The 12,888-nt window shown below is 69.3% G+C and carries 11 protein-coding genes and 1 pseudogene; 11 read left to right on the plus strand and 1 reads right to left on the minus strand.

The window, feature by feature from the left end; all coding sequences use genetic code 11:
- Positions 1–718 precede the first annotated feature (718 nt).
- The 9 genes from IW245_RS01740 (at position 719) to IW245_RS01780 (ending at position 9,461) form a co-directional block, all read left to right on the plus strand.
- Complete coding sequence (locus IW245_RS01740) at positions 719–1,996, plus strand: ATP-grasp domain-containing protein (protein WP_197001432.1); 1,278 nt, start codon at positions 719–721, stop codon at positions 1,994–1,996.
- Positions 1,993–3,255, plus strand: a complete 1,263-nt coding sequence (locus tag IW245_RS01745; protein ID WP_197001433.1) for an MFS transporter — start codon at positions 1,993–1,995, stop codon at positions 3,253–3,255. The genes IW245_RS01740 and IW245_RS01745 overlap by 4 nt, the downstream gene beginning before the upstream one ends.
- Before the next feature lie 52 nt (positions 3,256–3,307).
- A complete protein-coding gene (locus IW245_RS01750) occupies positions 3,308–3,664 on the plus strand; it encodes a cupin domain-containing protein (protein ID WP_197001434.1) in 357 nt (118 codons plus the stop codon).
- A complete protein-coding gene (locus IW245_RS01755) occupies positions 3,661–5,028 on the plus strand; it encodes a class I tRNA ligase family protein (protein ID WP_197001435.1) in 1,368 nt (455 codons plus the stop codon). The genes IW245_RS01750 and IW245_RS01755 overlap by 4 nt, the downstream gene beginning before the upstream one ends.
- Positions 5,025–6,104 (plus strand): FAD-dependent oxidoreductase, encoded by a 1,080-nt coding sequence (locus IW245_RS01760; RefSeq protein WP_197001436.1) that lies wholly within the window; start codon positions 5,025–5,027, stop codon positions 6,102–6,104. Before IW245_RS01755 ends, IW245_RS01760 begins: the two co-directional genes overlap by 4 nt.
- Positions 6,094–7,365, plus strand: a complete 1,272-nt coding sequence (locus IW245_RS01765; protein WP_233473167.1) for a SidA/IucD/PvdA family monooxygenase — start codon at positions 6,094–6,096, stop codon at positions 7,363–7,365. The genes IW245_RS01760 and IW245_RS01765 overlap by 11 nt, the downstream gene beginning before the upstream one ends.
- A gap of 5 nt (positions 7,366–7,370) precedes the next feature.
- Positions 7,371–7,709 carry an avidin-fold protein gene (locus IW245_RS01770; protein ID WP_197001437.1) on the plus strand — a complete coding sequence of 113 codons (339 nt, stop codon included), beginning with the start codon at positions 7,371–7,373 and terminating at the stop codon, positions 7,707–7,709.
- 2 nt (positions 7,710–7,711) lie between these two features.
- On the plus strand, positions 7,712–8,953 hold the full coding sequence (locus IW245_RS01775) for an ATP-grasp domain-containing protein (RefSeq protein WP_197001438.1): 1,242 nt from the start codon (positions 7,712–7,714) through the stop codon (positions 8,951–8,953).
- Positions 8,954–9,095: 142 nt separating this feature from the next.
- On the plus strand, positions 9,096–9,461 hold the full coding sequence (locus tag IW245_RS01780; protein ID WP_197001439.1) for a hypothetical protein: 366 nt from the start codon (positions 9,096–9,098) through the stop codon (positions 9,459–9,461).
- A gap of 329 nt (positions 9,462–9,790) precedes the next feature.
- Here IW245_RS01780 and IW245_RS01785 read toward each other — a convergent pair whose 3' ends face one another.
- Positions 9,791–10,579, minus strand: a complete 789-nt coding sequence (locus IW245_RS01785; RefSeq protein WP_197001440.1) for a GntR family transcriptional regulator — start codon at positions 10,577–10,579, stop codon at positions 9,791–9,793.
- Positions 10,580–10,800: 221 nt separating this feature from the next.
- Here IW245_RS01785 and IW245_RS42575 point away from each other — a divergent pair.
- Positions 10,801–10,953: pseudogene (locus IW245_RS42575) on the plus strand (carbamoyltransferase C-terminal domain-containing protein); the annotation flags it as partial.
- A gap of 84 nt (positions 10,954–11,037) precedes the next feature.
- On the plus strand, positions 11,038–12,831 hold the full coding sequence (locus IW245_RS01795) for an anthranilate synthase family protein (RefSeq protein WP_197001441.1): 1,794 nt from the start codon (positions 11,038–11,040) through the stop codon (positions 12,829–12,831).
- Positions 12,832–12,888 lie beyond the last annotated feature (57 nt).

Raw genomic sequence — 12,888 nt, forward strand, 5'->3', positions numbered from 1 at the left:
GCTCGGGCGTCCTCCGGGACGGTCAGGCCCCGTGTGGTCGAGCGCGATCCGGCGGCCATGGGCGATGCCCGCTATTCAATTTTCCCACTGAGAGTGGCTCGCGCGAGTTATCTTGCCCTTTCCTTTCCGGTGCCGCCGGCGACTTTATCGGTGCGGACTTCCAGCGCACACCTACGTTATTGTCACCCTGCCCGGAGATTGTGAATTCGGAATGGGCTCGCCATTGTCGCGACCGCTTGTAGGGCGGGCATTGGATTTCGGCTTCGGTTGATCATTCCTCGCGGGACGAGTGGTGCTCGCGTCATCGACTCGGGCGTCCGGGGCATCCCGGAGAGTGGGATCACGGCCAGGTATTTTTCCCTATTTGGTCGGGTGTTTGGGGATAAATGGGACGCCTCGGCAAGCTTGGTCCTTCCGTGAATGCCCCTGAACCCTTCGAGGTTGGTCGATATGTTGGGCGGTGGCTGCCTGCAATTGCATCCCACCTGCTTTGCCGCTTTTATTTTGGACATACCGTCCATTGTCATTGAGAGATGTTGATCATTACGAGATACTCAAGATCCAATGTTGCGGTCTTGATTTCTCGCACGCTACGCTGTCGCCCGTCAATATCGCCATGGCGGCAAACGTTTCGTGGCGCCCCCGCAGTGCACATGCCGAGCTCCCCTCGAATGGGGCGAAGCCGGCTGTCGGGGATGCCTATCGAGGAGAGCATTCAGTGAGCCCACATACACACGGAGCTAGTGAGCGCCCACTCCTGGTCGTCGTCAGCAGCCTGGGTCAGAGCACCCGCGAGCCCTTCCTGGCCTCCCTGGCCGGGCACTACCGGGTCTGGCTCTTCATCGGCGGCCCCGGCCGCGCCGACGAGCCCAGCTGGGAGGTGCCGTACCTGACCGGGCACACCGTGGTCGACACCCTCGACGCCGACGCGATGCTCGCGGCGGCGCAGAAGCTGGCCGCCGAGGAGACCATCACCGGGATCCTCACCTACGACGAGGCACGCGTCGTGCCCACCGCCGTCGTCGCCACCGCGCTGGGCCTGCCGACGAGCGAGCCCGAGGCGTTCGCCCGCTGTCGCGACAAGACGGCGTCCCGCGAGGCACTGGCGGCCTGCGGGGTGCCGCAGGCGACCTCCGTCTCCGTGCGCTCCCTCGACCACGCCCGCGAAGTGGCCGCCGAGCTGGGGTATCCGGTGGTCGTGAAGCCCCGCCACCTCGCCACGAGCATCGCGGTGATCCGGGCGGACTCGCCCGCGGACCTCGAGGTCGCCTACGACGCGGCCCGGTCGGCGACCCTGCCGGAGACCCCCGCGTACTACGAGTTCGGGGTCCTGGTCGAGGAGTTCCTCGACGGGTACGAGATCAGCGTCGACTCCGCCTGCTTCGACGGGCGCGTGGTTCCGCTGGCGGTGGCGCGCAAGGCGACCGGCTACGCACCGTCCTTCGAGGAGACCGGGCACGTCGTCGACGGCCGGGTCGACTGGGCCGCTGACGACGAGCTGATGGACGTCCTGGTCCGGGCGCACGCCGCCGTCGGCCTGCACACGGGCACGTCGCACGTGGAGCTGAAGTACACCTCGAGCGGGTTGAAGGTTGTGGAGATCAACGCCCGACTGGGCGGTGACCTCGTGCCCTACCTGGGACAGCTGGCCACCGGGGTGGACCTGAGCCTGGCCGCGGCCGCGATCGCCACCGGAGCGCCGGTGGACCTCGAGCGCACCGAGAGCCGGGTCGCGGCGATCCGGTTCTACTACCCCGCGACCGAGGTGACCGTCCGCTCGGTCGACTTCGACCGGTCGCTGTTGCCGGCGGGCACCGAACGGGCCGTCCCGCTCGCCCAGCCCGGCCAGGAGATGCTGCTCCCGCCGCGTGGCTTCGGCTGGATGTCCCGGCTGGCGCACGTCGTCGTCGTGGCCCCCGACACCGAGACCGCGGCGGCGGCCCTGGACGCCGCCGCCGGCGCACTGCTGGTCGTCACCGAGGAGAGCACGCTATGAGTGGTTCCACCGTCGAGCAGGCCGGCCCCTGGGTGACGTTCCGCGAGTTGAGCGGCACGGTGCGCCTGGCGATGCTGGGTGTGTTCGTCAACCAGTTCGGCTTCTTCCTGCAGGCGTTCCTGGTGCTGTACCTGACCCATCGTGGCTTCTCCGAGCAGAAGGCCCTGTATGCGATGGCGGCCTACGGCCTCGGCGCGGTCATCGGGCTGCTGTTCGGCGGTCAGCTCACCGACCGGGTGAGCCCACGCACGACGATCATCCTGTCGATGGCGGCCACGACGGTGCTGCCGCTGACGATCACGTTCATGTCGAGTTACCCGGCGATCGTCGCGGTGGTCGTGCCCGCCGGGATCATGGCCCAGCTGTACCGGCCGGCCTCCAGCGCCATTCTCGCGGCACTGGTTCCACCGGCGCGGCACGTGATGGCGTTCTCGATGAACCGGATCGCGATGAACCTGGGCGTGGTGTTCGGGCCGCTGGCCGCAGGCCTGCTGATCGCCGCGAACCTGTGGGACCAGCTGTTCTGGGTCACCTCCGTCACCTCGGCGATCTATGCGCTGATCGCCGTGTTCTTCCTGCCCAAGGGCCGCATCGGCGAGGAGTCCGCAGCGTCGGGCGGCGAGGCGGCCACGGAGCGCCGCAGCATCCTGCGGGACGGCCGGTACATGGTGTTCCTGTTCGCGGTGCTGGCCAACGCGCTGGTCTACGTCCAGTCATACGCGCTTCTGCCGCTGACGCTCAAGGACCGGGGCCACTCCGACCAGTTGTTCAGCCTGATCCTGACCGTCTCGGCGCTGGTCCTGATCTCCTGTGAGCTGCTGATCACGAAGATCACCCAGACCTGGCAGGCCCGGTTCGCCGCGGCGGCCGGACTCGCACTGCTGGGCATCGGCATGGCCGCCTACGGGCTGCCGGTCGGCGGGCTGGTGGTCGTCTTCCTCGGCGCGGCGGTCGTCGTGTTCGGGCAGATCATCGGCGGCCCGAGCATCTTCGCCTATCCGGCCAAGGTTGCCCCGCCGGGAACCATCGGCCGGTACATGGGCGGCTTCTTCGCCGCCTTCGGCCTCGGCCAGGCTCTCGGCCCGATGCTCGTGGCCCCGGCCCACCAGTGGTTCGGGGAGTCCCTCTGGTTCGCCATCGGAGGCCTGTCGTTGATCGCCGGGCTCGCGGCCCTGGTCGGCATGCGCGGCGCGGCCGTCCAGCCCCCGACCCCTGACGCCGCCACGGAGCCGGCGGACTCCGCCCCGGCTACGGCCTGACCCCCTTCCGACCCCTCGGCGCGGCGGCCACGCCGCGCGGCAAGGACCCCTCATGCGCACATTCACCAGTCACGACGCCGCTTTGACCAACGAGTACGGCATCCAGGTCGGCCGCTGGTCGCAGTACGAGAACCTGTCCGGGCTGCCCTTCGACGCGATGTGGTGCGTCATCGAGCCCGGCGGCTCCACCACCGAGCACGGCCACCCCGAGGTGGAGTACATGGTGGTGCTCAGCGGCTCCGGCCGGCTCACCACCCCGAACGCGGTGACGGAGGTCGAGCCGGGAACGGTGCTCCTCCTCGACAGCGACGAGACGCACGTCATCGACAACCTCTCCGACTCCGAGCGACTCGTCCTGCTCAGCACCTACTGGCTGCCCGGGGCGAGCCAGGAAGGCCCGTCCGCGTGAGCGCCGAGGCGCGCGGCCTGACGCTGATCACCGCGATCCAGCCGACCCCGAACGGTCCGCTGCACCTCGGGCACCTGTCCGGCCCGTACGTCGCGGCGGACATCGCGGCGCGGGCGGCCAGGGCGGCCGGCCGGGACGTCATGATCATGGGCGGGCTCGACACCCACCAGAACTACGTGCTCACCCGGGCCGAGGCCGACGGCCGGACGGGCGCGGAGAGTTGCACCGCGTACTCCGACCTGATCCGCCGGGGCATGGCCGCCGCGCGGCTGGAGTACGACCTGTTCCTGGACCCGCAGACCGACGGGTCCTACCGGCGGGGCGTCGCGGCACTGTTCACCGAGCTGGTCGATGGCAAGGTCATCCCGGTCGGCGAGGCCACGCTCGCCACCTGCGCGGACTGCGCGAGGGTCGTGCACCACGCCAGGGTGTCGGGGCGGTGCCCGCACTGCGGTCAGGGCGCCAGCGGCGGGACCTGCGAGGGCTGCGGGAGCTTCCTGACCGCGCTGGACCTGCTTGACGCGACCTCGACCTGCCACGGGACGGCGCTGGTTCCGGCGGCGTTCCGGGTGCCGGTGCTCAAGCTCGAGGACCACCGGTCCCAGCTGGCCGAACACTGGGCGAAGTCGGTCATGCCGCCCAGGGTCCGCACGCTGCTCGCCGGCTACCTGGCCACCGGTCTGCCCGAGATTCCACTCGCGTACCCCAGCGACTGGGGCATCGCGTGGGACTGCGACGGCGCGGAACTGCGGATCGACGTGTGGGCGGAGATGGCCCTGGGCTACCTGTACGCGGTGTCCCGGCACCTGGACGCCGACGCCCCCGCCACCCTCGTGGCCTGCGTGGCCGGCTGGGCGGGCGTCGGGGAGATGTGGAACTTCTTCGGCATCGACAACGCCTTCTACCACCTGGCGCTGATCCCGGCCGTGCTCCAGGCCGCCGGCCTGCGGTCCGGGCCACGGATGGGCCTGGTGGTCAACGAGTTCTACCTCCTCGACGGGATGAAGTTCTCCACCAGCCGTGGCCACGCGATCTGGTCGCACGAACTGCTCGCCACCGAGGACCCGGCCGTCGTCCGCGCCTACCTGAGCTGGGACCGGCCCGACACCCACGGCACCGACTTCACCCTGGCCGGGTTCACCGCGTTCAAGGAGTACCTGGGCCGAATCCTCGCAGGGGTCGACGCCTCCCCGCTGCCGGCGGCGCTCGCCGACGCGGAGCTGGAGCGGGCCCTGCGGGCGCTGCGGCTGGAGACCTTCGACGTGGCGGCGGCGGTACGGGGCGCGGTGAACGCGCACGCGGCCCGACCCGAGGGGGCCCGGCGGGTCCTGGACGCGGTGTTCGGGATCGGGCAGCCCGGATGAGAGTGGGCATCGTCGGGGACGGGATCGCCGGCACGCTCCTGACCTGGCAGCTCGCCCGGACCCACCGGGATCTGGACCTCACACTGTTCCCCGGTGCGACCGTCGGGCACCCGCCCGCGGTGGTGACCGCCTCGGCGGCGTCCGGCGGACTCGTCCGGGGCTTCGAGGCCGACCCACGCTCGCGCGCCCACGCGACGGCGGCTCTGACCGAGTTGTTGGCCAGCCCGACCCTGCGCCGCTGGTCGCGGTACACCGAAACGGGTTCGGTGTATGTGCTCACACACGGTCGGATCGCCGCCGACGGCGCGGACGAGCTCGACCGGTCGGTGCGGGACTCGGTCGAACTGGTCGACGGAGCGGCCCTGCGGACGAGGTACGGCTTCGAGGGGCTGCCCGCGCACGCGGTCGGCGTCGCCGAACGGCGGGCCGGGTACGTTTCCCCGGCGCACTGGCGGGACGCCGTCCTGACCGAGCTCGGCTGGCTGGGCGTGACGGTGGCCGCGCCGGTGTCCGCGCTCGCGGCCGGTCCTGTGGCCGCCTGCGATGTCGTGATCGTGGCAGCCGGCGCATGGACCGCCCCACTGCTGTCCGCCGCAGGGTTCCCGGCCGGCGGACTGCGCACCAAGATGATCCAGTACGGCGTCTACCCGGCCTCGGGGCTCCTGCCGCCGTGCTTCGTCGACGACACCAGCGGCCTGTACGGCCGGCCGGCGCCCGGGGGCATGCTGCTTGGACTGCCCACCGAGGGCTGGGACGTGGCACCGGAGGACGTGCGCGCTGACGCCGGGCTCGCGGACCACGTGGGCGCCGCGTCGGCGCTGCGGCTGCCGGGGCTGCGGCTCGACGGGCGGCCCAGGCTGGTCGCGGCCACCGACTCCTATCACGACGCGCCGGGCCTTCGGCTGCGCCGGGTCGGCGACGCGCACGTGTACACCTTCGCCGGCGGCAGCGGGGGTGCCGCCAAGACCGTGCTCGCGGCCAGCGCAGAAGCCGCTGGGCACCTCGTCCGGGGACTGCGGTCGAGTACGACCACCACCATCGGCACCACAGCGGGAGACGACTTTCGTGGCAACTGACATTCCGGAATATCACGCGGTAGGCATCGGCGCCGGCCCGGCCAACCTGAGCGTGGCCGCTCTGTTCGACAAGGTGGGACCGGGGCGGGAACTGGCGCTGTTCGAGAGCCAGAGCGCCCCGGGCTGGCACGACACCATGCTGCATGCCGGGGTGCGGATGCAGACCGGGTGGCTCAAGGACCTGGTGTCGCTGCTGGACCCGACCCACCACCTGTCCTTCCTGAACTACCTCGTCACCACCGGCCGGGTGTTCGGCCTGATCGGTGCGGGGTTCGACACGATTCCCCGGATCGAGTTCACCCAGTACCTGGAGTGGGCCGCCCAGCAGCTGCCCCGGATCAGCTACGGGGTGCGCATCGACCAGGTGTCCTTCGAGGACGGCCGGTTCGTCAGCCACAGCGGGGGCAGGGCCGTGGCCCGGTCCGAGCACCTGCTGGTGGCCACCGGAACCCGGCCGCAGATGCCGAACTGGTTCGCCGCGCTGCCGGCCGACCGGGCGATCATCGCCGACGGGTTGTCGCAGCGGCTCGCCGACCTGCCCGCCGACCTGGACGCGCCGATCCTCGTGGTCGGCAGCGGGCAGACCAGCGCGGAGTGCGTCAACGTCCTGCTCGGGCGGGGCCACACCGACATCCGGTGGGTGGGCCGGCGGTCCTGGTTCGCGCCGCTGGAGGACTCGCCCTCGGCGAACGACCTGTACCGGCCGGCCTACCAGGAGTACTTCCTCGGACTGCCGCGTCAGGCCCGCCGGGACCTGGTGGGTTCGCAGATCCTCACCAGCGACGGCATCTCCCCGGGCACGCTCAGCGGCCTGTACCAGAGCAACTACGAGTCGCGCCTGCGAACCGGCCGGTTCCCGGTGACGATCCTGCCTGCCCGCGACGTCGTCGAGGCCCGGATGGTGGGCGACGAGATCGAGCTCGGGTGCGACACGCCCGGGGGCCGCGACGCGCAGCGGGGCGTGTTCGTGGTGCTCGCGGCCGGCCGGACGACCGCGCCGCTGCCGTTCGACGCCGAGCTGGCGCGGGAGGTCGACGTGTCCGACGCCGGCGAGCCGATCATCGAGGGCGACTACTCGCTGCGGTGGAAGGGCGCCGACCGCAACAAGATCTTCCTGCTCAACCGGGGCCGGTACGTCCAGGGCCTGGTCGACTCGAACCTGAGCATCCTGCCGATCCGCAGCGCCATGATCATCAACTCGATGGCGCAGCGCTCGGTGTACACCTTCCGCGACGACTATGTGAGCACCCGGTGGAGCTGAAGCCGATGATCAACTATGACGGGAAGTCGTTCCGGTCCTCGGCCGCCGAGACCAGCCGCGGCAGAACGGTTCCGGTCGGCCACTACCACCAGGACGGCGACCTGGTGTGGGCCGAGTTCGCCGGGGGAGCCGTCCGCAACGGGTTCCTGGTGGGCACCGCCGACGCCGACGGCATCATCACCCTGTCCTACTCCCAGGTACTCGACACCGGCGAGGTGATCTCCGGCCGCTGCACCACCACGCCGACGCTCCTGGAGGACGGCCGGCTCCGGCTCCGGGAGGAGTGGCACCGGTTCGGCTCCGAAGCCTCCGGTGTGTCCTATATCGACGAGGTAAGGGTGTGAGCATGCGCGTACTCGTCCTCAACCGGTTCCTGCTGCGGTTCATCCCGTACAGCGGCTACGACACCGGGGACAACGAACTGGTACTGATCACCAGCGCGTCCGGGATCAGCCCCGATCCGGCGCAGCGGGAGAAGGACCTGGCGGGGTACGCCAGGGTCGTGATCGTGGACAACCCGCTGAACTCCGCGGAGTTCGAGTACCAGGCGAACCTGTTGCACGCGGAGTTCGGCTTCGGCGCGGTCGTGGCCCTGGCCGAGGCGGACCTGCTCACCGCCGCCCGGCTCCGTACCCGTTGGGGCATCGCCGGGCAGAACTGGGACGCCACGGTGCCCTACCGCGACAAGCTGGAAATGAAGCGGGTGCTGTCCGCCGCGGGCATTCCCGTGGCCCCGTTCGCCCGCGTCGACAACGTCACCGACCTGCTGGGCTTCGTCGACCAGGTCGGCTACCCGGTGGTCGTCAAGCCCCGGCGGAGCAGCTCCTCGCTCGGCGTCCGGGTGCTGCGCGACACCGCGGACCTGGCGGCGTTCGTCGGCGTGGACACCCCGCTGCGGGGTGACGTGCCCCCGGACTACCTGGCCGAGCGGTACATCCCGAACGAGATGTACAACGTTGACGGGATCGTCACCGGCGGCGAGGTCACGCTGTGCTGGCCCTCGGCGACGACCTCCTGCCTCGGCTTCGCCGACGACGAGATCCTGCTCGCGGCTGGCCTGGAGCCCGGCGAGGACTGGCAGGCCGACCTCGTCGACCTCGTCCGCCGCACCATGGCGGTACTGCCCACGGAGACCGAGACCCTGTTCCACGCGGAGGTCTTCCGCACCCCCGACGGCCGCCTCGTCCTCAACGAGATCGGCTGCCGGATGGGCGGCGGAAGGATCTGGGAACAGTTCCTGATCTCCTTCGACATCGACATCATCGCCGCCCACCTGCGCCGGCTGCTCGGTTCGAAGGATCCGGCCCCGGTGACCAGAACCGAACCGGCGCCGCAGACCGGATGGGCGCTCATGCCGCCCCGCCCGGGCACGGTGGCCGCCGTCCCCACCGACTGTCCGGTACCGGGGATCCGGCACTTCGACACCGGCCTGAAGGTCGGCGCCGAACTCGGCCGGCCCCAGTCGAGCGTCGACGCGATCGCCTCCTTCGTCGCGGCGGGCGCGACCCGCGCCGAGGTTCAGGCGGCGCTGACCGCGGCGGCGGAATGGTTCTACGCGGAACTCAAACTCGAGGAGCCCTTGGCCTGAGCAACGCGTCGGCGTCGTTGGTGAGGAGGCTTTCGGCGTCGTCGCTCCGCGGTCGGGCTCGGGATACAGCACCCGTCCAGAGAAGATCAAGTAGGTCCGCCTAGCGTCTCCGGCTGATCCACATCAGACGGAAGGAAAGCAGATGTCCGTTCGCACATTCGTCCGCGCGGCCGCCCTGGCCGCCACCATGTCCGGCCTGGCACTGGCGGCCACCGCCAACCCGGCCAGCGCCGGCTCCGAGATCTACTGCGATGGTGGCAGCAGCTGCGTCAGCGCGCAGACCCTGGCGTCCAACAGCAACCACCAGGTCTGCTTCGGCGGCACCCTCAACACCTGGAGCCTGAGCTTCGGAACCGTGGAGCTGTGGGATCTCGACACCGCCACCAAGGTCGGCACCCAGAACATCTATTCCCAGGCGTACAAGTCCTCGTGCGTCGGCGGCCTGTACGGCCGGAACTACTACGTCGTGGGCAGGGGCACCAACGTCCGCGCGGAGGCATGGAACTAGTACCGCGACGGCATGTGCCGGGTGACGCCGGTGCTGGTGGAGCGTTGTTCAGCCCGTGAGGGATGTCGACGTTCGGGCCCGGTCGGATGAGGTTGACGGTGATGCGGGCGGATCGCTGGTCGGTTCGCCCGCGCCCGGCCGGGTATGTGCGGGGCTGGACCTCCGCGTGGTCGGCCGCCGCGAAGCGCACCTGCCCAGGCGGGCGTGCTCTCACGCCATGCTCGGGCCGATCCACCGCAGGCCAGGGCTCGCCAACGGCGAGTTACTCCGGAGTCGGCCGATGACCATGACACGGTCCGCGCCGTCACCCTGATCCGGGGGAGGGGGCGTCAGTGAGCGCGCGCGGGGCTGTGGGCTGCCGACGGAGTCCAGCGAACAGACACGCCGGCAGCGGCTCGCTCGGTGCGAATCTCCATGAACCGACTGTGGATGAAAGCCTCATCCCACACGAGCACGTCGCCGGACACGCCATAGGTGACCCGTTCGCTGCGGAACACCGAGGTCCCCGCCGCCAGTCCGAGAAGTTTGGCGACGGCGGCGGTGGCGGCTGCTATGCGGATCGTCTCGGTGGCGGTGTTGACGCCCTGGCCGATGTCGGCCAGCGCGGCGTAGAGGGCCACCGACTGAAGGTCCACGTTCTCGATCTGTGATCCGTAGGGTTCCGCGACCCACGAAACCTGGTGGATGGCGGGCTTGCCGTTGATGAGCCTCAGGCGCTTGACCTGCAACGCCCGCCCGTCCGGCCCGGCCTCTAGGTCGGGGAGTGCCGCGGGTGTCTTGCGTCGACCGACGCCGAGGACCTGCGTGATGACCTGCTGGCCCTGCTCGCGGAGGTCGTCGGTGAGGCTGCGCAGCGCGCTGAGGCGGTAGGCCGACTGCGGAGGGGCGACGAAGGTGCCTTTGCCCTGCTGCTGGACGATCAGGCCCTGATCGCTCAGGATCAGGAGTGCCCGACGCAGCGTCATGAGGCTGACGCCGTAGCTGAGGCTGAGTTCGTTCTGCGGTGGCAGCGCCTGGCCCGGCCGATACGAACCCGACCTAATCTTTTCGAGCAGATCCGATGCTATCAGCTCATATTGGGAACTTTTCCGCCCAACTGCGCCGCTATGCGTTGTCATCGCATCGCCTTGTAGCGCTCGATCGTCACCCCGGAAGTCTACTGGTGGGTAGCTGTTCGCCTGCTTGCAGGGGATGACCGCGCACCTGGCGCGTGGCTCTCCGGTTCGCGTCGGACGACCCGGAACGACGGTCCGTTGAGAGGCCCGAGTGATCCAGGTCACCGGCTCTTGACCAGGGAACCTGCCCGGTTGAGCATGAGTCCTCTATAAGTATCTGGCGGATCTTCTATAAGACGGCCACGCTACAGTGCTGGTCCGGACGGAGTCCCAGACTGGCGTCCCTTCTCGAGGTGTTCGAGGAGTTGACCGGTGTTCCATGCCTGGTCAACACCTCGTTCAACGTGGCGGAGGAGCCGGTGGTCTGTTCCCCGAGGACGCGTTGCGCTGCTTCCCCGGTACCGGAAATGACTATCTTGTCTTGGAAGACTTCCTCGTCGCAAAATCCGAAGGTCACTGACATGCCTGGTACCGAGCCGCAGCCCTACTGCCTGTTCCACGCGAACGGTCGCACCCGCCACGCCACCGGCGAGGTGCGGTACACGACACTGCTGGCGGACATGCCCCGCCCCACCGGGCTGCCGGTGATCAGCATGGTGCCGTTCACCCAGCTCCGGGAGCGCGGATTCCTGCTGCACGACGGCGGCGAGCCCATCATCTCGCTGGTGGCCACGGAATGCCGCGACGTGGACCTCGACGCGGTGCTGACCGGTCCCGAGCCGACCTTCGGCCTGTCCGAGGTCGTCTTCGACGTGAGCGACGAGGAGTTCGCGGAGAAGGTCCGGCTGGCGATCTCGGAGGAGATCTGTCGCGGCGAGGGATCCAACTTCCTGATCTCGCGACGGGGCCAGGCGAAGATCGAGGGCTTCTCGCCGGAGGTGGCCCGGGTCATCTTCCGCCGCCTGGTGCTCAACGAGCCCAACGCCTACCTGACCTTCGTGTTCTTCGACGGTGAGCGCTACTTCATCGGGTCGTCCCCGGAGCGCCACCTCACCTTCGAGCGCGACGTCGTGACGATGAACCCGATCTGCGGCACCCTGCCGAAGGCCGCGCTGACCAAACGGGCGGACCTCATCGAGTTCCTCACCGACCCCAAGGAGATCAACGAGCTGTTCCAGGTCGTCGACGAGGAACTGAAGATGATGTCGCGGATCTGTTCCGAGGGCGGGGTCGTCAAGGGCCCGTACCTGAAGGAGATGAGCGCGCTGATCCACACGGAGTACGTGCTCGTCGGGCACAGCCACATGGACAAGGTCGACGCCTTCCGCGAGTCGATGTTCGCGGCCACGATGATCGGCAGCCCGCTGGAGAACGCCGCCCGGATCATCCACAAGTACGAGGACCGGTCCCGGCGCTACTACTCCTCGGCCATCGTGCTCAACGGGATCGACGACGGGGGCGAGGAGTACCTCGACAGCGCGATCACGATCCGGACCATGGAGGTCACCACGTCCGGCGACGTGTTCGTGCAGAGCGGCGGCAGCGTCGTGCGCGACTCCTCCCCGGAGAAGGAGACCAAGGAGGTGCACGCGAAGGTGGCCGGCCTGCTGCGCGCCATCACCTCCGCGGAACGGTCGGAGCCCAGGCTGGGGCTGTACCTCGATCCGACGGTCGAGGAGATCCTGCAGTCGCGGAACAAGTACCTGTCCCGATTCTGGACCGACAGCCAGGAGAACGTCGCGGCCCCGGCCGAGGCCCCGACCGGGTCGATCCTCGTGGTGGACAACGAGGACGAGTTCACCCGGATGCTCGGTCACGTCCTGACCCACCTCGGCTTCGACGTGACGGTCCGCGACTACGACGACCCCGCGCTCACGCTGGCCGGGGCGGACCTGGTGCTCGTCGGCCCAGGTCCCGGCGATCCGACCGATCCGGACGACCCGAAGATGCGCCGGGTGCGCGAACTGGTGGGCGAACTACTCGCCAACAAGACGAAGTTCCTCGCGGTCTGCCTTGGCCACCAGGTCGTGTGCCAGATGCTCGGCATGGACATCGTCGCGGTGGACCCGCCGCTGCAGGGTGTCCAGCAGTCGGTGAACCTGTTCGGCCGCCAGGAGCCGGTCGGGTTCTACAACACCTACTTCGCCCAGCTACCGGACGTCGCGCCGACCGGGGTGCAGATCGCCGCCGAGGCGGACGGCAGGGTCGTGGCGCTGCGGTCGGAGAACTTCTGCACCTTCCAGTTCCACGTGGAATCCGTGCTCACCAGCAACTGCGTGTCCATCCTGAGAGAGGCGTTGACGTGTCTGCAATGAGGATCCCGCTGGCTGCACCCTGTTCGCGACGGCTGCAGTTGCTTTCCGGGCTCGCCG

Source organism: Longispora fulva, from assembly GCF_015751905.1.
Classification (GTDB): Bacteria; Actinomycetota; Actinomycetes; order Mycobacteriales; family Micromonosporaceae; genus Longispora; species Longispora fulva.

Bases quoted from the DNA above. Each gene is read 5' to 3' on its own strand.
- IW245_RS01770 (WP_197001437.1), top strand. From the start codon at position 7,371: ATGATCAACTATGACGGGAAGTCGTTCCGGTCCTCGGCCGCCGAGACC.
- IW245_RS01760 (WP_197001436.1), top strand. From the start codon at position 5,025: ATGAGAGTGGGCATCGTCGGGGACGGGATCGCCGGCACGCTCCTGACC.
- IW245_RS01775 (WP_197001438.1), top strand. From the start codon at position 7,712: ATGCGCGTACTCGTCCTCAACCGGTTCCTGCTGCGGTTCATCCCGTAC.
- IW245_RS01780 (WP_197001439.1), top strand. From the start codon at position 9,096: ATGTCCGTTCGCACATTCGTCCGCGCGGCCGCCCTGGCCGCCACCATG.
- IW245_RS01795 (WP_197001441.1), top strand. From the start codon at position 11,038: ATGCCTGGTACCGAGCCGCAGCCCTACTGCCTGTTCCACGCGAACGGT.
- IW245_RS01785 (WP_197001440.1), bottom strand. From the start codon at position 10,579: ATGACAACGCATAGCGGCGCAGTTGGGCGGAAAAGTTCCCAATATGAG.
- IW245_RS01745 (WP_197001433.1), top strand. From the start codon at position 1,993: ATGAGTGGTTCCACCGTCGAGCAGGCCGGCCCCTGGGTGACGTTCCGC.
- IW245_RS01750 (WP_197001434.1), top strand. From the start codon at position 3,308: ATGCGCACATTCACCAGTCACGACGCCGCTTTGACCAACGAGTACGGC.